The sequence below is a fragment of the Acinetobacter sp. ANC 3903 genome (genome assembly GCF_002135315.1).
Lineage (GTDB): Bacteria > Pseudomonadota > Gammaproteobacteria > Pseudomonadales > Moraxellaceae > Acinetobacter.
On the sequence record NZ_NEGA01000012.1, the window covers coordinates 18,604 to 40,970 of the forward strand.

A 22,367-nucleotide genomic window follows, 5' to 3' on the forward strand; every position below is an offset into this window, starting at 1 on the left:
AATATACAATTTTATCATGATAAAAAATGATGTAATTTAATCGACAGATACCATGAGATTTGGTCAATTATGCCTTTGGTTTTAGCATAAATTATGTATGATAAAAGCAATGAATAATGATGATTATGGATTTTCATTCATGAATGTACGCAATGACTGGACACAAGATGAAATTCAGGCCTTATATAACCAGCCTTTTCTGGATTTAGTTTTTGAGGCACAACGGGTTCATCGAGAACATTTTGATGCCAACACGATTCAAGTCAGCACATTGCTTTCAATCAAAACCGGCAAATGCCCTGAAGATTGCAAATACTGCTCACAATCGGCACATTACGACTCGAAACTGGAAGCAGAAAAACGTATTGCAGTAGATAAAGTAATACAGGAAGCCAAAGAAGCGCTTGCTTCCGGTTCATCGCGTTTCTGCATGGGTGCAGCTTGGCGTAATCCGCATGAACGCGATATGCCTTATGTACTGGAAATGGTGCGTGAAGTGAAGTCACTGGGTCTGGAAACCTGCATGACTTTAGGTATGCTCAATCAATCGCAGGCAGAACGTTTAAAAGATGCAGGCCTAGATTACTATAATCACAATCTGGATACCTCACGCGAATACTATTCCAATGTGATCAGCACTCGTACCTTTGATGATCGTTTAAATACTTTGGATCATGTCCGTCAAGCAGGTATGAAAGTTTGTAGTGGTGGGATTGTTGGCTTAGGTGAAAACAGTAAAGATCGGATTGGTCTTTTGTACGAACTCGCAACGTTACCAATTCACCCTGAATCGGTACCCATCAATATGTTGGTGCCTATTGAAGGCACACCGCTAGCTGATGTGGAAAAACTGGATATTACCGAGTGGATTCGTACCATTGCTGTAGCCCGCATTATTATGCCAAAAAGCTATATCCGTCTCTCCGCAGGTCGCGAGTCTTTGTCTGATGCCGATCAGGCTCTGGCTTTTATGGCAGGTGCCAATTCGCTCTTTTCCGGAGAGAAACTTTTAACCACCCCGAATGCTGGCGAAGGCAAGGACAAACAATTATTTGATAAATTGGGTTTGATTGCAGAAAAAGCCAAACCGACGGTTAAAGAACTTTCTGTAGATGCAATGGCAAGTTAAACCGCCCATCTTGTACAAAAAAGCCCATATGGGCTTTTTTTTATTTGAGCATTTAGATAGAACTAATCAAAATACCATAACGTGCATTGAGGTAATTCCCCTCACGAATAATATCCGCCCCATTGGCATGGTAAACTACTAACTCTTGAGTAAAAGTGTCATAACTGAACGAATCAAAACAATCCTGATGATGGCTTAACCAGAGCAAAGTGTCTGCCAGTCGGTCAGTTACAATGTAAGTATCCGCCGTAAAATCAATGCTCATAAATACAGTTTCAAACAGTTTTTAGAGGTGTATTGTAACATTTTTATCTTTTTTGATTTTTGCTGCTTTCTCAATCATTTTGCATTTTTTATTTAGTTGCGGTGAGTCATGCTGAAAACATTATTTTCATGGCAGTACTGTAGAGTTTAGCTCTATAAAAAAATTCCCAAAATACAGACTGTAGTAACTAGGGCGTGTCCTCATTTACTATTAATTTTTATTTGTTCAAAATAAAAAAGTGAGCATTATGCTCACTTTTTTATGTTCAATATAATTCAATTAAAGTGGCTTATTCACTCCACACTTTCTGCATTCCTTATGTTCCCCTATTTCTTCCATGTGTTCATATTCATACACATGTAAGCAAAATAATTTCATAAGTAATTGAAGCATCGTCCCAACTCCCTTCTCATTGTTTTTAAAATTTAACTTTTTTAAAAATACATTTCATCCCGAAATATCAATGTGACTAAAAAAACATCACTACTATTTATTACCATATTTTTATGACAATTCAAATAACTTAACCATAATTTATGATGAAAATTACAAAATTAAAATTTACTTTAAGACCTTAAAGTGACAAGACAATCATTAAAGACAAGAAAACATAACAAAATCTTAGATTTTACCGGATGTCAAAATAAAAATAACATTTAAAAAACAATAATTTATTTAAAAGTCAAGATCATGAATTTTATCTTAGACTCTCAGATGAAGTGCAACAGAGATTAATTTAGCTAGGAAGAAAGATATCAGATTTATGCTTTATGACGTGAAGGTTTTTCCACACGTCATATTGCCCGCAGATTAACCCGTGCTCCCTCTACGATTTCCAGGGAGATCAAACGCAATCGAAATAGAAATGGCTACTTTGCCAAGCATGCTCACAAACTGGCTAGGACACGCCATATTTTGAATCATAGAACCATAAATTCCACTGTATGGAAACAGGTTAAAGTTATCTTGCTTTGCAATGGAGTCCTGAACAGATCGCTTCTCAAGTTGCTGTCAGCATGCATTCGATCTACCGTTATATCCAGCAGGATAAAATAAAATGAGGTGAGCTGTATTTGCATTTACGTTTTAGAAACCAAGGTAAAAGAAAGCATGGACAACTAGAAAAGCGCGGGAAACTCAATAACCGTAAAAGTATTCATGACAGACCGAAGATCATTGAGCAGCGGTCACGGTTTGGCGATTTAGAAATAGATACGATTGTCGGCAAGAATCATCATCAGTCTCTGGTTTCAATCGTAGATAGAAAAACCGGATACTTATGGTTAAAGAAGTGTAGCACCCGTAAGAGTCAGGAGGTTGGTGAAGCCACGGTTCACTTGCTAAATCCAGTCAAAGAGAAATTACAGTCCATCACTGCCGATAATGGCAAAGAGTTTAGCTTGCATGAACAAATCGCTGCTGAGTTAGGAATAGAATTCTACTTTGCCGACCCTTACAGTGCATGGCAGAGAGGGACGAATGAGAATACCAATGGTTTGATCAGGCAATATATTAAAAAGGAAGTGATTTAAGGGACTATTCAGACGACTGGACTGCTCCCAGTATCCTATTTTTCAAGTCAAGTTCTTATTCGCGATTCATGGTTATATTAAATTAATTCATTTAATATTATTTTCTCATTTCAATATCTTGTTTTATTACTTTATAAAATAAACTGCTCGATTAGTATTTTATCTTTATTGTTTTACTTATTTTATTATGACAGCGCTTACTGATTTAAATCCGCCTACGCAATTAAAACATCAGCTTTCACAAGAGTCTTCTATTTATCAAGTATGGGGACAAGGACCTTCCTCACGCTATGATGAGCTGGCGGAAAATTTCCGTCCAATTTTCAACAAAATCCGTACAAGCACAAATGAGCGTGAAAAAACGCATACGCTGCCATTTGAACAGTTGCAATGGCTGAAAGATATTGGATTTACACGCCTACGCCTGCCTAAAAGGCATAACGGTTTTGATGCGACGATTCCAGAATTGTTCGCCCTACTCATTGAACTAGCACAAGCTGATGCCAACTTGCCGCAAGCACTCCGTGTGCATTTCGGCTTTACTGAAGATATCCTGCTGCTTGCAGATTCTGACTACAAACGCCTATGGCTAGAACGTATCGGTCAAGGTCAAACTGTCGGCAGCGCTTGGTCTGAAGGCGGCAAGGAATCTATCGGGAAATTCAGCACCCATCTTTCCAAAACTGCAGAAGGACGCGTGGTGCTGAACGGCAGAAAATATTACACCACAGGCAGCCTATATGCGGAATGGATTGACGTCGGCATTACGGATTTAGAAGGTAATTCAGCTTCAATCATCATCCCAAGCCATGCAGAAGGCGTCGACGTGATTGATGACTGGAATGGCTTTGGCCAAGTCTTAACTGCTAGCGGCACAACTATTTTCAATAATGTTGAAGTAGATCCTGCGGATGTACTTCCCGATGATGATAGGTTTAAATATTCAGCAGGTTTTTACCAACTGATTCAGCTATCAATTATCACCGGTTTAACTCGTTCCGCTGCTTATGATGTGTCCAAAGCAGTAGAAAAACGCACTCGTAACTACAGTCATGCTAATTCAACGCATGTGCGCCATGACCCGCAAATCTTGCAAGTGGTAGGAAAAATCCGAGGTGCAGCCTACACCTCTGGCGCAATCATTGAGAAAAATGCGCAAGCTTTGCAGCGCGCCTATGAATCTGCTTTCCTTAATAATCTTGCTGAAGAAGCAGATCAAAATGCAATTGCAGAATTGGAAATCGCGCAATCTCAAACGATTATTTCTGATTTGGCCTTAAATGCATCAACGATTATCTTTGATGCACTTGGCGCTTCTGCAACAGATAAAGACTTGGCACTAGACCGCTACTGGCGAAACATCCGCACATTGGCTTCTCACAACCCGCGCATCTATAAAGACCGCATTGTGGGTGATTTCAGTGTGAATGGAACTTTGCCTCCTTACCAATGGCGTATCGGCCAAGTGTAGTCAGTACAAAATAATTCTGTTTTACGTTTCTCAGCATGCGCTTGGATTGATTTTCCAAGCGTTTTTTTAATCTGTATTTTTATTGGGAAATATCATTGGATCTTATACGTATTTCTTTTCCCGTTATGCCGTTATGAAATTAATCGTGGATACACAGCCAAATGCATTTTGCCTAGATCCCAATTATTAACACAATTTTACGATACATTTATTGATCGAGATTGGATATCAATTTAAAGCATCCACACCTTGACTCAGCCTCTCTCCATGATCTAAAGAATTCCTTTAAATTGCCCGCACAAACAGAGAAAAATAGAAATAATACACTTCCGTTTAGATTGAATAATCAAATAGCCAAACACTCTGTTCATAATATATAGCCAATAAAAAAGGCAGTGATCACATGCCTTTTTTATATTTTTCAGCTCATCAGAATGCAGTATAAATTTCACCTTTAAAGTGCTGCTTGATAAATTGGCGGGTTGAATCGCTGTTCAACGCTTTTGCGACTTTTTGGATTTCAGGTTTCTTTTGGTCGCCTGGGCGTACAACTAAATATTCAGCCCAGATCTTTTTACCGTCCTGACCGCTTTCAATATATAGCGATTTTTTAATATCCAGCTTCGCTTCCAGTACGTAGTTGCAGTTCAATGCAGCTAAATCTACCTGAGACAAAGTTCGCGGCAGCATTGCTGAATCCAACTCTTTAATTTTCAGTTTCTTTGGATTAGATGCAATATCACGGACTGACGGTAGTTTATCTGTTGGTACTGCCAGCTGTTTAAAGCCTGGCTTTAAAGTGATCAAATTCAGTTTGGCTAAAAGCAGCAGGCCGCGCCCGCCATTGACTGGATCACTCGGAATCGCGATAGTTGCGCCATCTTTCAGCTGTTTTAAATTGGTAATTTTTGATGAATATAGCAAAAACGGTTCAATATGTACTGGCACTACAGGCACTAAATTCGATTTTGTTTTGGCATTAAAATCATTTAAAAACGGGCGGTACTGGAAATAATTGGCATCCAGTTTTTTCGATACCAGTTGGGTATTCGGCTGTACATAATCTGAATAGACTCTGATTTTCAGATCAACACCCTGCTTTGCCACCTCAGGTTTAATGTGCTCTAAAATTACAGCATGTGGTGTTGCACTGGCACCAATCGTGACCGTTTGATTTGCCCAAGCCCCTGCAGATACCGCAGCAATACTAATAACTGCTGCTAATTTTTTTAACGTATTCATCGTTGTTCCTTTAAGTTAAGTATTCAATATGTTGTATTTGAATTTTTGGATGGCTTAAGTGTAGTTTTTGGAAAAATACAACACTGCTTTGTTGCCGATGAACTGCATGATTTGCACAATCACGATCAGCAGAATGACAGTCACCAGCATAATTTCGGTTTGATAACGCTGATAGCCGTATCGAATAGCTAAGTCCCCTAAACCGCCGCCGCCAATTACACCAGATACCGCCGTATAGTCCACTAGCGCGATACTGGTCACCGTAACTGCAGCAATGATCGGCGCACGTGCCTCTGGCAGCAGAACACCCTTCACCATCTGCCAGTAGCTCGCCCCCATGGATTGCGCCGCTTCAATCACGCCTGTATCGACTTCATGCAGTGCTGTTTCAGTCAAGCGCGCAAAGAATGCAATGCCTGCAACAGTAATCGGTGGAATAACACCGGCAACATCAATAGTTGTCCCTGTAATAATTGCAGTCAAAGGCATCAGCAAAATCATTAAAATAATGAACGGAATTGAGCGGATGATATTAATGAAGAACGACAGGATGGAATAAAGTACGGGATGCTTCTTAATCCGGCTGTTGGCAAACGAATAAATCGCCACACCTAAAGGCAGGCCCAGTAGCACAATAAACAGTAGTGAAAGCCCGAGCATCAGCAATGTCGCTTTAGTCGCATCCAATAGTTCTTGATAATCCAGATTTGCAATTAGTTCGAGCATTTAGGCTGCCTCCGTTATGCGTGGCGCAGCGCCGTGAATGATTTCAATATGTGCACCCTGCTGTTCCATCTGTTCAAGGTAACAAGTGATACCCAGCCCGTGAAGTGACAGAATGGATTGGCTATACAGCGAAGTTTTGGTGCGTTCGACTTTGGAATGCAGAATTTGATAATTCACCTGATGCTTAATCGCCAACGTTTCAAACACTGGACGCTGCGCCAGCTCACCGATTGCAGTAACACGGATGATCTGTGAGTTTGGCAGCAGATGTACTTCATCAATATCGATATTTTCTAAGATCAAAGAGCGGGAAATCTCATGCGCAGGATGCAGCAGCACTTGATCAACTGGCCCCTGTTCTGCAATGTGACCTTTTTCCAGCACCACAACGTCATCGCAAATACGGCGGATCACGTCAATTTCATGTGTAATCAGCACGATGGTAATGCCTAAATCTCGGTTGATTTGCAGCAGCAAGTTTAAAATTTCATGTGTAGTAATCGGATCAAGTGCGCTGGTCGCTTCATCACACAGCAGAATTTTCGGTGAATTTGCCAAAGCTCGGGCAATGCCGACACGCTGTTTTTGACCACCTGAAAGCTGTTTCGGATATTTATGCAAATGCTCGGTTAAGCCGACTTGATGCGCTAATTCCTCTACACGCAGCTCTAGCTGTTTTTTGTTTAAGCTGCTGTCTAAACGTAACGGAAATGCAATGTTGTCAAATACTGTTTTGGTCTTCAGTAAATTGAAATGCTGAAAGATCATGGAAATCTGTTTTCGCAGTGCTTTCAGTTCACGCTCAGACGCATCCTGAATAGACTGGCCCAACACCTCCACTTGACCAGCATCGGCTTTCTCCAGCCCATTCATCAGCCTTAATAATGTTGATTTACCCGCACCGGAATAGCCAATGATTCCAACTATTTTCGATGCGTCAATCTGCAGGGAAATATTTTTTAATGCAAAGATTTTATTATTCTTTGCATTAAAATACTTATCAGCATTTGCAATATTAATCATGGCAGCAGTTCTATATTTCAATTCTGCAAAAATATACAAAAATGCTTGTTTAAAAAATAATTTAAATATTATTTTGATATGCAAAAAACAGAATTAATAAAGGCTGCATTGATTATTAATTTTGCGTATAAACAAATCCTTTCATCAGCTCCACGGATGGCGCGGCAAATATTTGCCTTTTAAATAATATTCTCCAATCAGCTTATACTTCCAGCGCACAGGATCATGCAGCGTATGAATGCGCGCATTGCGCCAATGACGGTCTAAATTCAGCTCTGACAGCGCTGCGCGTGTTCCGGCCAATTCAAACAATTTATTCGACGCTAAAATTGCAATTTCTGCACTTAGTACTTTGGCCTCAGCCACCGCCAGAGTAGCCGCATTGGCATTGTCTTCATTCAAATTTTCCAAGGCAGCATCGACATAATCACCAGCACGGTCCAACAGCGCTTCTGCCGCATGCAATTTGATTTTCAGATCAGCTACTGCAGCTTGAGTGAATTGATCATCCACAGCATGTTCCTGATCAGCATCAATCCAAGGACGGGTATAATTCTGTACAAATTCAATTGTATCCTCAATGGCTGCATGAGCAATGCCGACATCAATTGATGAATGAATCAGCTGTGAAATCGTCCCGACGAGATTAATGCTTTCACCGCCTGCACCCGTTTGGATAACATATTCCGCATCCACTTGAATATTGTCCAAAATCACCGTACCGCTTGCTGTAGAGCGCTGGCCGAAGCCCGACCAGTCATTGATAATGCTCAGTCCCGCAGCATGATGCGGAATCAACGCAGTGAGTTCATTGCCGTCATCATCCAGTCCTACCGCATAAACCCAATGTGCCAAGATTGCACCTGTAGCATAAAATTTCTTGCCGTTTACCGCATAGCCTTGCTCGTTCGGTGTAATTCGGGTTTTCAAGTCAATTACAGTTCTACCACCGCGTTCAGACAGCGCATTGCCCAAACGCTGACCTTTCAGGATATTGCCGAAAATCAGCTGCTTCTGTGCTTCAGTGGCATCTAAGCGCACTTGTTCCAAAAACGAAAGATGATTTTCTGATATCTGTGTCAGTGCAGGATCGGCGCTGGCTAAGATGCGGATCACCTGTGACAGCGTGCGGTGCTTCACTTGCGCGCCGCCATACTGTTTAGGAATGTTGATGCCCCATAACCCGCTTTGTGAAAACTCAACAATTTCCTGCAGCGGCAGCAAGCGGTTGGCATCACGGTGTGATGCCTGCTGCTTAAAACGTTCAGCAAGCTTTTTTGCTGTTTCTATGGCTTCGGCATCATTTTGGATAATATGCGCCGGCTGCTGCTGTACAAATACTGATTCAGGAATATCCTGATTATTTTCAATTTGAAGGTCTTGAAGTTTAATATTCATAATGGCTTAAAACTCTGCATCATTAAAATTAATTTATTCGTATTAAAATATCAGCAATTTATTTAATCATTTAGAATTTATAAATATTTACAAAACACGAAATAAAATAAGCCTCATTATATTTTTTAAAGATATAAATAGAATTAAAACCGCAATCATGCGGTTTTAATTCTCAGTTTTTCATTTAAAAAGACTTTAAGCTGCAATTTCCTGCTGTTTGGCTGCGGGACTATTGCCGATTTGCCATACATAAGGCAACGGCGCTTTATTAATCTCCCAATCACCAATGACTTTTTGTTTATAAATCAGCGGATTGTGTGAAGACACCACGCGCGCATTGCGCCAGAAACGGTCGAGCTGCTTTTCGGTTGTACTGGCAGATGCGCCAAGTGCATTGAACAATTCTGTGGTCAAATTTAATACCAGTTCAGAAATTACGACCTGCCCTTGAGAAGACTCAAGTTCAGCAAGGTCATTGGCCTTTTGATCCAGCAGCTGATCATTTTGGAAATGGCTCAAGTATGCGCCGTCCAAAGCTTCAGCTGCGTGCAGCGTAATCGATTCACTGGCATATGCTTGAGCAGATGCTTTGCCGATCACTTGCAGAATCTGCGCATCATCACGCACCAGCTCTGCATTGCCGTGGCTGTAAATACGGGTACGCTTGCGAACTTCATCACTAAAGGCTGCAACAGCGCTTTGCGCAATCCCTGCCAGCGTTGCCAAATGCACCACCTGGTAGAAAGCGGTTTGGTATTTAAAACGCTGATCAAAAGGCAAAATATATTCACGGCTGACCGGCACATTTTCAATCACCAGCGTACCACTACCTGTGGTTTTTTGACCAAAACCATCCCAGTCATCACTGATTTTAATGCCAGATGCATGGGTCGAAACCGCTGCAATCACATGCTGATTGGTGGTTTCATCTAACGCAAATAAGTCAATCCAATCCGCGAAAATGGTGCCGGTCGAATAGTATTTGCGTCCATTCACCGTCAGCTGCCCCTGCGCATTTTCAGTCACGCGGGTCACGACATCACCTATCTCAACTTTGCCGATTTCCGTCCAAGCATTGCCGACCAAATCACCGTCAACAAAACGCTGAAACCACAGGCTCTGATCTTCAGTTTTATGCGCATTCAAACGGTCTTCGACAAAAGCGAAATGACCGCGCAGCGCCTGAACGACATTTGAATCCGCTTTGGCCAATTCAATCAGCAGCTGGAACAGCTGTTTTTGAGATACGCTGTCACCGCCAAATGCTGTCGGCACACGCACTGCACCAAAGCCAGCTTCTTTCAGCCATTGAATCGGTTCCCGCGGCAGCTCGCGGTTTTTCTCACGCGCCAAAGCTCCTTCGGCAATACGCTGGAAGATCGGGCGGAATTTACCAGCCACCTGCTCATAGTTCGTGCCAAGAGATAAGTTCTGTTTATTTTGAATGGTCATAGCTTTTCCCTCTCAGCTCCACGCATGGCGCGGCAACGGAATATCATTTAAATAGTAATTACCGACTAAATTAAGTTTCCAGCGCACGGGATCATGAAGTGTATGCGTGCGCGCGTTGCGCCAATGACGGTCTAAATTCAGTTCAGACAGCGTCGAACGTGTACCTGACAGTTCGAACAGCTTATTGGCCGCCAGCAGCGCAATTTCCGTGGTCAACACCTTGGATTCTGCGGTCAGCAGTGTGGCTTCCGACACTGTTTCTTCTGTGGCATTTTCCAGCGCGCGGTCAATCGCTTCGCCAGCTAAATCCAGTACAGCTTCAGCAGCGCGAAGCTTGATTTTCAGCTCTCCGATATTGGCGATGGTGTACGGGTCTTGATAAGCTTTATCTAAGCCTGAATCAATCCATGGACGCGCATGCTGACGCACATAGTCAATGGTTTCCTGAATCGCGCCTCGGGCAATGCCAGCATCTACAGCAGACTGAATAAACTGGGAAATTGCACCTGCAGCTGTCGGACGTTCAAAGGCTTGATGAATGGGCACTATGTACTTCAGATCTACCTGAACATTTTCTAAAAGCACTGAACCGCTAACTGTGGTGCGCTGGCCAAATCCGCTCCAGTCATTAATGATTGTAAGTCCAGGCGTATGCTGGGGCACCAGCGCGGCATAAGGCTTGCCATCACTGACGGCAACCACCGGTACCCAATGTGCCAGTAGTGCACCGGTGGCAAAAAACTTCTGCCCATTAATCACTGCATGATCGGATTTAAAATCAATCGTTGTGGTTAAATCCGCTACTGTTTTAGAGCCTTTTTCTGAAAATGCATTGCCGAACCGCTTGCCCTTTAACACCTGATCAAAGAAAAATTCCTGCTGTTCTGGACTGGCATCCAAACGGATGTGCTCTAGAAATGCCCAATGGTTTTGCGCAATCTGACCTAAGGATGAATCGGCGCTAGAAATAATTTTAACGACTTCGGCTAATGTCTTATAGCTGACACCTGCACCACCAAAAGCTTTCGGTATGGTAATGCCCCATAAGCCGGAAGCAGAATACTGCTGTACTTCCTGCAATGGCAGGCGACGTTCATGATCGCGTTTCGACGCTTCCTTAGCAAAATCAGCAGCTAAGCGCTGCGCTGTTTCAATGGCTTCTTTATCAGATCGTATTACATGAGCCGAAGAATCATGTTGATAAAAATCCCGAGGGACATTCTGTACATCTGTCAATTTTATTTCGATTTTAGAAGTCATTATAAAATGCTCTCTTGTTTGTCATAAAAATAAGCTAGCATCATTTTCTGATTTTTTTTATACATTAATTAGAGAAAGAAATCTTTTTATTTAAAATAATTTCTATTAAATATTATTAGCTTTTCATTTATTTATATATGCCTTTAAATGCATATAATCTGCAGAAATTTATATTTAATAAACATATTAAATTCAGATTAAATTTCAGCTCTTGTTTCAGTTGAAGTTTTTGCACAGTGTATGAAATTCGAAATCTTAATAAAAGCTATCCGCTGAAAAATGGCGGCGCGGCACAGGTGCTGAAAGATATCAATCTCAGCATTGCAAAAGGCAAAATTACCGCGATTGTTGGCCCCAGTGGTTCAGGCAAATCCACACTGTCCAAATGCTTAAGCCTATTAGAACATCCGAGTTCAGGTGAGCTGATCTTAGACGGCACAGTGTTAAATAAGCTATCAGCTGAAGCACTCCGCCAGCAGCGCCAGAAGATTGGCCTTGTTTTTCAGTCTTCAGCACTCCTCAAGCGCCGTACAGCAGCTGAAAATGTTGCCCTGCCCCTAGAATTTCTTGGCGTGGTGGATCATCAAATCAAAGACCGGGTCGCTTACCTGCTGGAAAATGTGAAGCTATCTGATCGCGCCAACCATTATCCTGCGCAGCTTTCTGGCGGTCAGCAGCAGCGTGTCGGGATTGCCCGCGCCTTAGCACTGCAGCCTAGTATCGTAATTGCAGATGAAGCCACTTCAGGCCTAGATCCTGATTCAACACAATCCATTTTAAAACTACTAACTGAACTGCGCGATGAACTCGGGCTGTCCGTAATTTTAATTACCCATGAAATGGACGTCGTACGTCAAATTGCAGACGATGTCGCAGTGCTCTCACATGGTGAAATCGCGGAACAAGGCTGTGTCATGGACCTGATTTTAAATCCTGAATCGGCCATCGGCGCTAAAATTTTGCCCTTGCATATTCCAGCAGTATTACCGACTGACCATACCATATTTTCAGCGACCTACTCCTCAGCATTGGATACACCACTGAACTGGCTCAGCCAGCTGAGTATCCACGCAGGATATGGTCTGGATGTGCACACATCTACAGTTGAAGTGATCAGCAATGCCACTGTCGGCAAAATTATTTTCAGCCTGCCGGATGCGCTATACAACAAACATAAAACACAGATAGAAAGCCAACTGGCCAAATGGAATGTGCAGTTCAAAGTCATTCAATCTGCACCACCCTCTTCCCAGCATGCAGCCGCTTAAGGAATAAACATCATGTCGAAAGATATCGTACTGGATCAAAATACACCTTGGACAGAAATACCTGAAATGCTGCTGCCGGCTTATTTAGAAACATGGACCATGGTCGGCATCGTGATGACATTGGTCATTATTATCGGCGGCATTACCGGCATTGCTTTATTCAACAGCTCTGACCGCGGACTATTCGAAAACCGAAAGCTGTACGGCGCACTTAGCGCAATTGTCAATATTGGCCGGTCATTACCCTTTCTGGTGCTGATGGCTGCCATTATTCCGCTAACCAAATGGCTGACTGGAACAACTATTGGTATTGCTGCGGCTGTGGTTCCCATGACCATCGCTGGCATTCCATTTTTTGCCCGCTTGGTCGAAAATGCACTTAATGAACTACCACCTGAAATCACTTCTGTCGGACGTGTATCTAGCGGTACTTCCCTGCAGATCATTCATCAGGTACAGCTGAAAGAATCGCTGCCTAGCCTGATTTCAGCCGCCACACTAAATCTGATTGCCATGATTGAATACTCTGCAATTGCCGGCACAATCGGCGCAGGCGGCATTGGCTATTTGGCGGTGCTTTACGGCTATCAGCGCTTTGACCATCACATCATGATCGCCACGATTATCACGCTGATCGCGACCATTCAAGCGGTGCAGTTTATCGGTAACCGCATCAGCGCCTCCTTAAAACATGCTTAATTCAACATACGGACATTGTTATGACTTCCCCGCAGCACCCATTTGAACTGAAGAAAAAAACTAAATTGCCTTTGATCATCGGCGCGATTGTCGTGATCGCCGTCATTGCAGGCCTTGCCCTGTTTAAGCAAAATTCCTCTCATCAGGCATCCGCAGAAAGCAATGTGCTAAAAGTTCATTATGAACCGACCATGATCGGTGAAAAAAACCTGATTGAATATGCCAATGAACATATTGCCCCTGATTACGGCGTGAAGCTGGAAGCCGTTGGTGTACAGGACCCAGTTCAGGCCAACCGCGCAGTCAATGATGGTGAATTTGCCGGCACCATATATCAGCATCAATGGTGGCTGAAACAAGTCGCAGATGCCAATGGCTTTAAACTCCTGCCGACAGTTGAAGTCTTCCAATGGGCGTTCGGAATTTATTCAGACCGTTATAAGAACATTAATGAGCTGCCAAAAAATGCAGTATTTGCCATTCCTAGCGATTTAGCCAACCAAGGTCAAGCGCTATGGTTGCTACAGCGTGAAGGCCTGATTAAACTGAATCCTGCGATTGAACCACGTACAGCAAAAATTAAAGACATTCAGGAAAATCCCCACAGCTTTAAATTTACTGAAATTGAATTGCTGTCTATGGCGCGCACTCTAGACTCTGTTGATGCGGCAATTGGCTATGTCGCTCAGTTTGATGCAGGTAAAATCTCGCGCAGCAAAGGCATTCTATTTCCTGCAGCACCGCGTACTTTCGCCAGCCGTTTAGTCATTGCTGAGGCAAAAAAGGATGATCCGCAAATTGTAAAACTGCAAAAAATCTTCGCTGATCCTCGCATCGCTGAATATCTGAAAACCACTGATGACCTAAATGTAAAAGGCATTTTAACCCCAGTATCAGAAGATTAATTATTACTTAATACATCTATGGCATGTTTATATGCCATAGATATTCATTTTAAAGTCTTATATAAATAATCAGAATTAATTTATCACTTTATATTAATATTTAAAAACAAAATGCAAACATATAATTACACAATACCTTTTAAATTAAATTTAAGCCATGATTAAACGACTGATTTTATCAATATCTATTCTTTCAACATTCAATCAAATTTCACATGCAGAAAATACTGAAAATGGTCTAGATGTAAGTGGAACTATTCGCTTCCAATATACACATAATGATTATTTAGAAAACAGTGGAAATAAAATTGATTTTAGCGATGCAGTTTTATGGTTAAATTATCAGAATAATGCCCTAAGTGGGCATTTAGATTATCGTGTATATGAAGCACATGATAAATTAGGTGGCATACATTTTCCTGCAAATGCTTGGCTGGCCTACCAGTTCACACCTGAACATAAAGTAACTGCTGGCCTACAACCTGTACCAATTGGGTTAGACCGCTATTACAGTACAACTTACAATTTAACCCAACTTTATAATTTAGGTTTAGAGGAATTAAATAATATAGGCTTAACTTATCAATACACACCAAAATCATTTAATTTAACAGCAGGCTACTTCTTTAGTGATGCAGGGAGTTATACAGGTAAAAGTAAAAAATCATCGCACTATTCTAGTAATTTAACCGCAGAACATGATTTTGCAGATGGTACACAAACAGAAGAAAAAAATCAGTTTACAATTAAATTAGATAAAGATTTTAATTACAATATTTCAGATACTAAAATTACAACAAAAGCTGGTGCATCATATTTACATAGTCAAATTGACAACTTAAAAACTAATGCTACAGGTAATCGAAATGTTTGGACCGTATTCCAGAAAACACAAGCTGGACCATTAGGTTTTAATATTATATATGGTGGACAAAATATTAAAAATAAAGATATAGATCATCCTGAATATTCAACTTTTGGTTTCTTTGATGGCTATTATAACGTTGCAAATAAGGCCAACTTTTTATCTACTGAAATAAACTATGCACTACCTTTAAATTATAAAAATTTTAGTAGTCCAATATTATATTCAAATTACTCCAGATATTTTAAAGACAATAATGATTATTCAGACTCAGAACGCCTAATCAATGGTGTATATACAAAATACAAAGATAATCTTCAATTCTATTTAGAATATATTAATGCAAAAAATGATACTGCATTTGGTTCTAGTGATGGTTATGCCACAAGCAAAGATAACAACTGGAATAATATGTTATTCCTTTCACTAGGCTATTATTTCTAATAACTAAATACGTTATTTTCATAAACAACGATTATGATAAATATTGAAATTTTTATTATTAAAAGTTTCAATATTTTTTTATTAAAATTAATTAAATTTTTGACGTTATTACAGACCAATATGACTAAGCAAATTAGATTTAATGCCTTTGAAATGAATTGTATCGCCCATCAATCACCGGGGTTATGGCGTCATCCGCTAGACCGCTCTACTGAATACAAAGACTTAGAATATTGGACTGACTTAGCTCAAATCTTAGAACGCGGTAAATTTGACGGTATTTTTCTTGCAGATGTACTTGGTATTTACGATGTATATAACCAGTCTGCAGAACATGCACTGACTGGTGCAGTTCAAGTACCAGTGAATGACCCTTTACAGATTGTTCCTGCCATGGCTGCCGTAACCAAACACTTGGGCTTTGGTGTCACAACCTCTATTTCATTTGAGCATCCCTACCCATTTGCACGTCGCATGAGTACATTAGACCATTTAACAAAAGGTCGTGCGGGCTGGAACATCGTGACCTCATATTTAGAAAGTGGCTCTAAAAATTTAGGCTTAAAAAATCAGGTCAGTCATGATAACCGTTACGATATTGCCGATGAATACTTAGAAGTACTCTACAAGCTTTGGGAAGGTTCTTGGGAACAAGATGCAGTCCTTCGCGATAAAGAAAAAGGAATTTTCGCTGACCACACCAAAGTTCACCCTATTAATCATGAAGGTGAATATTTTACAGTTCCTGGTATTCATATTTGCGAGCCTTCTCCGCAGCGTACGCCTGTACTGTATCAAGCTGGGGCATCTAGTCGTGGGCAATCTTTTGCCAGTCAAAATGCAGAATGTGTTTTTATTTCTGCGCCAACAAAAGCAGCCGTAAAAAAACTAGTTCAAGGAATTCGTACTAAACTTGTAGAAGAGGGTAAAGATCCACATTCCATTTTAATTTACACTATGCTTTCTATTGTTGTAGATGAAACAGATGAAAAAGCGCAAGCTAAATTCAAAGAATATCAAAAATATGGAAGCTATCATGGTGGATTAACCTTAGCTTCTGGTTGGTCTGGTGTAGATTTTTCACAATTTAATGCGCAAGACCAAGTAGAATATATTCATACCAATGCAATTCAATCTATGCTCGATTCGTATGTTAAAGCAGATCCAGAACGTGTTTGGACAATTGAAGAAATTGCTAAATTTATCAGTGTTGGAGGTAATGGACCTGTATTAGTAGGCTCTCCTGCAACCATTGCTGACCGTCTGCAAGAGTGGGTAGAAGATACCGATATTGATGGTTTTAACCTCGCTTATATTTTGGCCCATAAAACATTTGAAGATGTTGTTGAGTATGTGGTTCCTGAACTTCAACGCCGCGGTGTTTATCAGACTGAATATGCAACAGGAACTTTACGCGAAAAACTTTTTGGACAAGGACCGCTGTTGCCTAAAAACCATAGAGGAGCCAGCTTCCGTTATAATACCCAAGAGAATAAAACAGAAATTACATCAAAAATAGCTTAACTTTTAAACCCAAAACTTACCACAGCCATCTTTCAGTTTCTCACGGATTTTTGATGTAAACTGAAAGAAGCTCTTGAAATGGTAATAACTTAACTCAAGTATAGTTTCCTTTAAAAACTTGTGATTAAGATAAAGTTTGTGAGGATTTATACCAAATTTCTCCTGCTTAAGAATTAAAATTAAAATATTCAGCCAATTAAAGATTACTACTGTAATCTTTAGTCAGGACACGATTTACAAAACTATCTCAATGCCAGTTGCTTTTTATGCCACTCTACAATTTCTTGATAATCAAAATAGACACCTGCCTGACGGGTTGGCCCCGACTTTAAATGCTTCGGAAAATTTTCATCTGCTAACGATATTTTTCTTAATTGATTCACGGATATATCTAATAGCTTACAAACTATTTTCTTTTTTATGTGTAAAGGTGAAATTTGCAATTCATCAACTGCTACCTATTCGCTACCTTTTTTGTTTTAATTAAAAAACCACTTACGATTAGTACACGTAAGTGGTTGTTTTATATGGTGGGCCCAGACAGACTTGAACTGTCGACCAACGGATTATGAGTCCGCTGCTCTAACCAACTGAGCTATAGGCCCTTATAAGCTGAATTTGTTATATATCAACAAGTTCAAGCGAGGCAATACTAACGAAGATTTTTTCAAAAAACAAGCATTTTCGCTTTCACTTGCACAGTAACACAACAATTATTTAGCACGTTTTAAAAGGTTATTATTTTTTCATAGAACTTAGTTCCATCCTACCCTAAACAATCTACAAATTTACTGAGCTTGTGTATCTATAATAAATTCTAAAAACATTTATATGAAGATGCTATACCAATATTTCCCGCTAATAAATTGAGAACAACTCACAATTTTTAAGAGAGGTTAGTAAATGAAGGAAATTGTATGATGATCGTGTTACTTTTAACAATCACCTTTTAACAGATTATGATTGAGTATTCAGTTTTAAAAATAACCAAATTAAATCAAGTCATCCCTCTTATCACATTTTTGAAATTTAAATCATGGGAAAAAGATGAATAACTTATATTTAAAAACTCTTATTTTAAATTTTTATATAAATTTTAAATAACGATTTAAAAAATCAAAATAGTAAAATTCTTTAAGCTTTGACTGGTGATCAAGACTCAAGACTGCGTTGCTTATGCTCTTCAATGCGAATTTCGATTAAAGACCACACAACCACGAGCATAAACAAACAAAATGCTAATAGAAAAGCCGAAACATACATCATTCTTTTCAATCCTCATTAAACAGCTGCCCAGTCGGGTCATGTGTTTAAATAAATTTTATCTTCGACAAAAGTCTAATAGGTATTTTTTAATCTGGATAGTCATTATTCAGTCTTAATTTATATTTAATGATATTTTTTAAGTCTTTATTCGAGCTATTTTATATATAAAACCAATTAATGGCTGTATTTTTAAAAGCTATGTAAAGTGTATTTATTTGATTATTTTTAACTCATCAGCACTTGACTATAAATACGAACAGGCAGAAATTAGCCCACTTTCATATTACCAAATATCCCTCATATCCATGTTAAAAAAATTTATTGGTGAATCTGCATTTAAACTTGCAGGATGGAATTATCACGTTGAACCAGATGTACTTGAAAATAAGCAAGTAATTGTTGGGTTTGAACATACTTCCATGATGGATGCCGTGCTTTCCCTAGCGCTATTCCAGATTTATGATATAAAAATTCATACCCTGATTAAAAAAGAATTATTTAAAGGCCCGATGAAACCTTTATTAGAAGCCATTGGTGGGATTGCGGTCGATCGTAAATCCAATAAAGATATCGTGTCATTAATGGTTGAACATTTTCAGCAGAATGAAAAATTCAATCTGGTAATTGCCCCTGAAGCGACCCGGGCCAAAACAGGTGAAACCAGAAAACCCATCCGCACAGGTTTTTGGCATATAGCCAAAGCTGCAGGTGTACCTATCGTTTTAATGTATGCTAATTCACAAACTAAACAAGGCGGAATTTTAGGTAAAATTTATCCTACGGAAATTAATCATGACCTGGCTTTGTTAAAACAGCTTTACAAAGAAAAAGTAGGCTTAGATATTATTATTCCCGAACCTAAAAATATTCCTGAAACCAAAAACTAAGTAGCATTTGTTTAAAAACTCAAAAGCTAGCCCTTTCTAAGAAAAAAGGGCTTATGGTAGAATTTAAAACATTCGATTAGGCATAAAGCCAATCTACAAGGAGCATAGTTCGCATGGCGGGTCATTCCAAGTGGGCCAATATCAAGCATCGTAAAGCAAAACAAGATGCTAGCCGTGGTAAAGTTTTTACCAAATACATTCGTGAGTTAACCACAGCTGCAAAACTTGGCGGTGGTGATGCCGCAAGCAACCCACGTTTACGTGCTGTAGTTGAAAAGGCACTCTCTGTAAACATGACACGCGACGTGATCAACCGTGCTATTCAGCGTGGTGCGGGTGGTGAAGACAACGACGACTTAAAAGAAGTCACTTACGAAGGTTATGGTGTGGGTGGTGTTGCCGTTATTGTTGAAACAATGACTGATAACTTAAACCGTACTGTTCCTGATGTACGTCACTGCTTCTCTAAAACTGATGGTAACTTAGGTACTAACGGTTCGGTTGCATTCTTATTTACTAAACGTGGTGAGATTAGCTTTGAAGATGTTTCTTTAGAAGATCAAATCATGGATGTCGCATTAGAAGCTGGTGCTGAAGACATCGAAGTAGATGAAGATGAAATTCTGGTCATTACGACTCCTGAAGCGTTCGGTGAAGTACAAGATGCTTTAGCTGCCGCAGGTTTAAAATCTGACAATGCTGAAGTGGTCATGAGTCCTTCTACCAAAGCTGAAATCACAGATATCGACCAAGCAAAAAAAATCATGAAAATGATTGATATGCTTGAGGATCTTGATGATGTTCAAAACGTTTACACCAACGTTGAATTCTCAGACGAAGTCTTAGAACAGCTTGAAGGCTAATATTGACTGAATTTAAAAACGCACCTGAGGGTGCGTTTTTTTATAATGGCCCACCCATCCAGATATGAAAACTAAATAAAATGGGAATCAGTAAAATCGTAAAACCAATCAGTATTAGCAATGAAATAAAAATTCTGAAATACCATGCTTTCAATACAGATTTATTCTTAAAACGATCTTTTAGAATATAAAGAAACGTTAAATATTGAGCAATCCACAGCAATATAGCGACTGTTCGACTACCCCAATACCCATGCATTTTCATGTTAAGCATATCAATCAGTAGCCATAACAACAGACTGACTAAACAAATGTAAATGATTTGGGCACATGGTAGTGCCTTTTTAAACATCAAATTTACTATCAGACCCGATTGAGTAAGCCACTACAGTTCAACACCTTATATTCTTTAATCACAAAACTGGAATGCAATGCCACCACATGTTCAATTTTCCCGATGCGCTTTAATAGAATTTCACTATAATTTTCCATATCTTTAGCCACCACTTCGACAATAAAGTCAGCAGATTGCCCCGTCACCAAAAAAGCATTAATCACTTCTGGAATACTTTCTAATTCTTCTAAAAATTTGGCAAAAGTATCGGTATCATGCTTATTTAAAGAAACCTGCAATAGCACATGCAAACTAAAACCCAGCTTGGCATAGTTAATATCACGCTTTAAATGCGTCATGATATTTGCTTCAATCAAATGCTTAATACGTCGATGTACAGAACTGACCGAAAGATTAATGCGCTCAGACAGCTCATTTAAGTTGACATCTTCATGACTCAATATTTCAAGGATCTGTTTGTCAAAACGGTCGAGCTCCATTTTATACTCTTTTCAATAATCAATAGATGCGCAAAATATTACGCTATTTATGTTATACAATAATTATTTATTTTTCACAAAATTTAAATATCCTGAAAATATTTTCCAAAAGCCTAATCAATTCATAAAAAATTTGATTCATGCTTAGATTATCACTCGCCATTTAAGTATAAAAAATAATCAATGGTAATTTTAGTTATATATTAATTATTTATATTGAATTTAACACTCATCCAGTCAAGTGTCCTGCTCCGGATCATCGCTCATTTTTTACATTTGCATAGAAATAGATTAAAAGGAAAATGTTGGACCAAAACAAAAAATAGCGCATTAAAAACAATGATATTACACAAAGCTTCATCAGCAGTTTGATTCAATCAAATAATGGTGGTTCGACGATTTTTAGAGATCCTTTTAAATTCCCCGCCAGTCCACCCGTGCATTGCGTTCGGTCTGATAAATACGCAGTATATATTGCCCTAACGGTAATGCCGTCAAATGCTCTTTATACTGTTTAAATGCATCAGACAGCATTTCCCCATGCTCCTTTTCCCAAGGGGTACCCGAAATTTCAAGAATCGGCGCCAACATGGAACATACCGCAATATCAGCCAGACCTAGACGTTCGCCAACAAAGTAACGTCCATGATTTTCAATCAATCTTTCATTTAAATTTTGGATGATATTATCCATTTGCTGTTTAGATTCAGCCACCTTGTCTGCATTCAGTTGATAACCCTTAGAAAGCAAAGCTTTGATAATCGGTTTGGAATATTTTTCGAACTGGCGTAAATAACCCTTTTCACCAATTAAAATATCTAAAGATTCTTCACTTTCTGACAAGGCATGGGAAAGTCTCCAGCGGCGAACATGTCTGCCCAGTTCGTTAGCCAGATCATTGATTTCCAAAGCCAATTGACGTTGTTGCGGATCAGCACGCAATAAAGAATGTTCTGGATAAACCTCATCCAGATATAAGGCAATTTCAGTTGAATCTGCAATCCAAAGATCTTGATCACGTAAAATAGGCAATTTGTTCTGCCCTGTTTTGAGCTGTGCGAAAGCACGATGTACACCCGGTACTAAATTTTGTGCGACATAATCCAATTCTTTATGATCGAGCAACCAGCGCGCCTTTTCACAAAAATGAGATAAAGGAAACTGGTATAAAATTCGCATAAAAGCTCCGCGTTTATTTTTTTAGTTCTGCCAAATCAAAACCATCTAATTCAGTCCAATACTTTAGTCACCCTGCTTCGGAATTACAATGTACTTTTTATCCAAAATAAATGGCTAAATATCAAATCACCTGTG

The 22,367-nt window shown here is 39.6% G+C and carries 19 protein-coding genes, 1 tRNA gene and 1 pseudogene; 11 read left to right on the forward strand and 10 right to left on the reverse strand.

What is annotated here, in order from left to right:
- Nucleotides 1-139: 139 nt before the first annotated feature.
- Nucleotides 140-1,129 (forward strand): biotin synthase BioB, encoded by a 990-nt coding sequence (bioB, locus tag B9T29_RS10520; RefSeq protein ID WP_086175884.1) that lies wholly within the window; start codon nucleotides 140-142, stop codon nucleotides 1,127-1,129.
- A gap of 52 nt (nucleotides 1,130-1,181) precedes the next feature.
- Here bioB and B9T29_RS10525 read toward each other — a convergent pair whose 3' ends face one another.
- Nucleotides 1,182-1,394, reverse strand: a complete 213-nt coding sequence (locus B9T29_RS10525) for a hypothetical protein (RefSeq protein ID WP_086175885.1) — start codon at nucleotides 1,392-1,394, stop codon at nucleotides 1,182-1,184.
- A 789-nt stretch (nucleotides 1,395-2,183) separates the two neighbouring features.
- On the opposite strand from B9T29_RS10525, the pseudogene B9T29_RS16840 reads away from it, so the two are divergent.
- The 3 genes and pseudogenes from B9T29_RS16840 to B9T29_RS10540 form a co-directional block, all read left to right on the forward strand.
- Nucleotides 2,184-2,450: pseudogene (locus tag B9T29_RS16840) on the forward strand (helix-turn-helix domain-containing protein); the annotation flags it as partial.
- A gap of 17 nt (nucleotides 2,451-2,467) precedes the next feature.
- Entirely contained in the window at nucleotides 2,468-2,926 is a 459-nt protein-coding gene (locus B9T29_RS10535) for an IS30 family transposase (RefSeq protein WP_171264031.1), read from the forward strand.
- 187 nt (nucleotides 2,927-3,113) lie between these two features.
- Nucleotides 3,114-4,397, forward strand: a complete 1,284-nt coding sequence (locus tag B9T29_RS10540) for an acyl-CoA dehydrogenase family protein (protein WP_086175887.1) — start codon at nucleotides 3,114-3,116, stop codon at nucleotides 4,395-4,397.
- Between the two features lie 429 nt (nucleotides 4,398-4,826).
- Here B9T29_RS10540 and B9T29_RS10545 read toward each other — a convergent pair whose 3' ends face one another.
- From B9T29_RS10545 to B9T29_RS10570, 6 genes are all read right to left on the reverse strand, one after another.
- The gene (locus tag B9T29_RS10545; protein WP_086175888.1) at nucleotides 4,827-5,639 is read right to left on the reverse strand and encodes a MetQ/NlpA family ABC transporter substrate-binding protein; all 813 of its coding nucleotides are present in this window, start codon (nucleotides 5,637-5,639) and stop codon (nucleotides 4,827-4,829) included.
- 54 nt (nucleotides 5,640-5,693) lie between these two features.
- Nucleotides 5,694-6,365, reverse strand: coding sequence for a methionine ABC transporter permease (locus B9T29_RS10550; protein ID WP_086175889.1), 672 nt, complete (start codon nucleotides 6,363-6,365; stop codon nucleotides 5,694-5,696).
- Nucleotides 6,366-7,388, reverse strand: a complete 1,023-nt coding sequence (locus tag B9T29_RS10555; protein WP_143223883.1) for a methionine ABC transporter ATP-binding protein — start codon at nucleotides 7,386-7,388, stop codon at nucleotides 6,366-6,368.
- A gap of 144 nt (nucleotides 7,389-7,532) precedes the next feature.
- A complete protein-coding gene (locus B9T29_RS10560; protein ID WP_086175891.1) occupies nucleotides 7,533-8,786 on the reverse strand; it encodes an SfnB family sulfur acquisition oxidoreductase in 1,254 nt (417 codons plus the stop codon).
- A 195-nt stretch (nucleotides 8,787-8,981) separates the two neighbouring features.
- Nucleotides 8,982-10,238 carry an acyl-CoA dehydrogenase family protein gene (locus tag B9T29_RS10565; RefSeq protein ID WP_086175892.1) on the reverse strand — a complete coding sequence of 419 codons (1,257 nt, stop codon included), beginning with the start codon at nucleotides 10,236-10,238 and terminating at the stop codon, nucleotides 8,982-8,984.
- Nucleotides 10,239-10,250: 12 nt separating this feature from the next.
- A complete protein-coding gene (locus B9T29_RS10570; protein ID WP_086175893.1) occupies nucleotides 10,251-11,498 on the reverse strand; it encodes an SfnB family sulfur acquisition oxidoreductase in 1,248 nt (415 codons plus the stop codon).
- Nucleotides 11,499-11,734: 236 nt separating this feature from the next.
- On the opposite strand from B9T29_RS10570, the gene B9T29_RS10575 reads away from it, so the two are divergent.
- The 5 genes from B9T29_RS10575 to B9T29_RS10595 all read left to right on the forward strand — a co-directional run bounded on the left by B9T29_RS10575 (nucleotide 11,735) and on the right by B9T29_RS10595 (nucleotide 17,203).
- Nucleotides 11,735-12,766, forward strand: coding sequence for a methionine ABC transporter ATP-binding protein (locus B9T29_RS10575; protein ID WP_086175894.1), 1,032 nt, complete (start codon nucleotides 11,735-11,737; stop codon nucleotides 12,764-12,766).
- A 12-nt stretch (nucleotides 12,767-12,778) separates the two neighbouring features.
- The gene (locus B9T29_RS10580) at nucleotides 12,779-13,465 is read left to right on the forward strand and encodes a methionine ABC transporter permease (protein ID WP_086175895.1); all 687 of its coding nucleotides are present in this window, start codon (nucleotides 12,779-12,781) and stop codon (nucleotides 13,463-13,465) included.
- Between the two features lie 20 nt (nucleotides 13,466-13,485).
- Complete coding sequence (locus B9T29_RS10585) at nucleotides 13,486-14,370, forward strand: MetQ/NlpA family ABC transporter substrate-binding protein (RefSeq protein ID WP_086175896.1); 885 nt, start codon at nucleotides 13,486-13,488, stop codon at nucleotides 14,368-14,370.
- 157 nt (nucleotides 14,371-14,527) lie between these two features.
- Complete coding sequence (locus B9T29_RS10590; RefSeq protein WP_086175897.1) at nucleotides 14,528-15,679, forward strand: hypothetical protein; 1,152 nt, start codon at nucleotides 14,528-14,530, stop codon at nucleotides 15,677-15,679.
- Between the two features lie 120 nt (nucleotides 15,680-15,799).
- The gene (locus B9T29_RS10595; RefSeq protein ID WP_086175966.1) at nucleotides 15,800-17,203 is read left to right on the forward strand and encodes an LLM class flavin-dependent oxidoreductase; all 1,404 of its coding nucleotides are present in this window, start codon (nucleotides 15,800-15,802) and stop codon (nucleotides 17,201-17,203) included.
- 528 nt (nucleotides 17,204-17,731) lie between these two features.
- Here the strand turns inward: B9T29_RS10595 and B9T29_RS10605 are convergent.
- Nucleotides 17,732-17,808, reverse strand: a tRNA-Ile gene (locus B9T29_RS10605).
- A gap of 966 nt (nucleotides 17,809-18,774) precedes the next feature.
- Between B9T29_RS10605 and B9T29_RS10610 the strand changes: the two genes are divergently transcribed.
- The gene (locus B9T29_RS10610) at nucleotides 18,775-19,356 is read left to right on the forward strand and encodes a 1-acyl-sn-glycerol-3-phosphate acyltransferase (protein WP_086175899.1); all 582 of its coding nucleotides are present in this window, start codon (nucleotides 18,775-18,777) and stop codon (nucleotides 19,354-19,356) included.
- 113 nt (nucleotides 19,357-19,469) lie between these two features.
- A complete protein-coding gene (locus B9T29_RS10615) occupies nucleotides 19,470-20,219 on the forward strand; it encodes a YebC/PmpR family DNA-binding transcriptional regulator (protein WP_086175900.1) in 750 nt (249 codons plus the stop codon).
- Nucleotides 20,220-20,582: 363 nt separating this feature from the next.
- Here the strand turns inward: B9T29_RS10615 and B9T29_RS10625 are convergent, their stop codons facing one another.
- Together B9T29_RS10625 and B9T29_RS10630 are read right to left on the reverse strand one after the other, a co-directional pair.
- Nucleotides 20,583-21,053, reverse strand: a complete 471-nt coding sequence (locus B9T29_RS10625) for an Lrp/AsnC family transcriptional regulator (protein ID WP_086175902.1) — start codon at nucleotides 21,051-21,053, stop codon at nucleotides 20,583-20,585.
- A 414-nt stretch (nucleotides 21,054-21,467) separates the two neighbouring features.
- Complete coding sequence (locus tag B9T29_RS10630) at nucleotides 21,468-22,232, reverse strand: glutathione S-transferase family protein (protein WP_086175903.1); 765 nt, start codon at nucleotides 22,230-22,232, stop codon at nucleotides 21,468-21,470.
- Nucleotides 22,233-22,367: the final 135 nt, after the last annotated feature.

What these genes read in the sequence shown, in the direction of transcription:
- B9T29_RS10555 (WP_143223883.1), bottom strand. Translation starts at nt 7,388, where the DNA reads ATGATTAATATTGCAAATGCTGATAAGTATTTTAATGCAAAGAATAAT.
- B9T29_RS10630 (WP_086175903.1), bottom strand. Translation starts at nt 22,232, where the DNA reads ATGCGAATTTTATACCAGTTTCCTTTATCTCATTTTTGTGAAAAGGCG.
- B9T29_RS10540 (WP_086175887.1), top strand. Translation starts at nt 3,114, where the DNA reads ATGACAGCGCTTACTGATTTAAATCCGCCTACGCAATTAAAACATCAG.
- B9T29_RS10550 (WP_086175889.1), bottom strand. Translation starts at nt 6,365, where the DNA reads ATGCTCGAACTAATTGCAAATCTGGATTATCAAGAACTATTGGATGCG.
- bioB (WP_086175884.1), top strand. Translation starts at nt 140, where the DNA reads ATGAATGTACGCAATGACTGGACACAAGATGAAATTCAGGCCTTATAT.
- B9T29_RS10570 (WP_086175893.1), bottom strand. Translation starts at nt 11,498, where the DNA reads ATGACTTCTAAAATCGAAATAAAATTGACAGATGTACAGAATGTCCCT.
- B9T29_RS10525 (WP_086175885.1), bottom strand. Translation starts at nt 1,394, where the DNA reads ATGAGCATTGATTTTACGGCGGATACTTACATTGTAACTGACCGACTG.
- B9T29_RS10560 (WP_086175891.1), bottom strand. Translation starts at nt 8,786, where the DNA reads ATGAATATTAAACTTCAAGACCTTCAAATTGAAAATAATCAGGATATT.
- B9T29_RS10615 (WP_086175900.1), top strand. Translation starts at nt 19,470, where the DNA reads ATGGCGGGTCATTCCAAGTGGGCCAATATCAAGCATCGTAAAGCAAAA.
- B9T29_RS10565 (WP_086175892.1), bottom strand. Translation starts at nt 10,238, where the DNA reads ATGACCATTCAAAATAAACAGAACTTATCTCTTGGCACGAACTATGAG.
- B9T29_RS10610 (WP_086175899.1), top strand. Translation starts at nt 18,775, where the DNA reads ATGTTAAAAAAATTTATTGGTGAATCTGCATTTAAACTTGCAGGATGG.
- B9T29_RS10595 (WP_086175966.1), top strand. Translation starts at nt 15,800, where the DNA reads ATGACTAAGCAAATTAGATTTAATGCCTTTGAAATGAATTGTATCGCC.
- B9T29_RS10585 (WP_086175896.1), top strand. Translation starts at nt 13,486, where the DNA reads ATGACTTCCCCGCAGCACCCATTTGAACTGAAGAAAAAAACTAAATTG.
- B9T29_RS10580 (WP_086175895.1), top strand. Translation starts at nt 12,779, where the DNA reads ATGTCGAAAGATATCGTACTGGATCAAAATACACCTTGGACAGAAATA.
- B9T29_RS10590 (WP_086175897.1), top strand. Translation starts at nt 14,528, where the DNA reads ATGATTAAACGACTGATTTTATCAATATCTATTCTTTCAACATTCAAT.
- B9T29_RS10625 (WP_086175902.1), bottom strand. Translation starts at nt 21,053, where the DNA reads ATGGAGCTCGACCGTTTTGACAAACAGATCCTTGAAATATTGAGTCAT.
- B9T29_RS10545 (WP_086175888.1), bottom strand. Translation starts at nt 5,639, where the DNA reads ATGAATACGTTAAAAAAATTAGCAGCAGTTATTAGTATTGCTGCGGTA.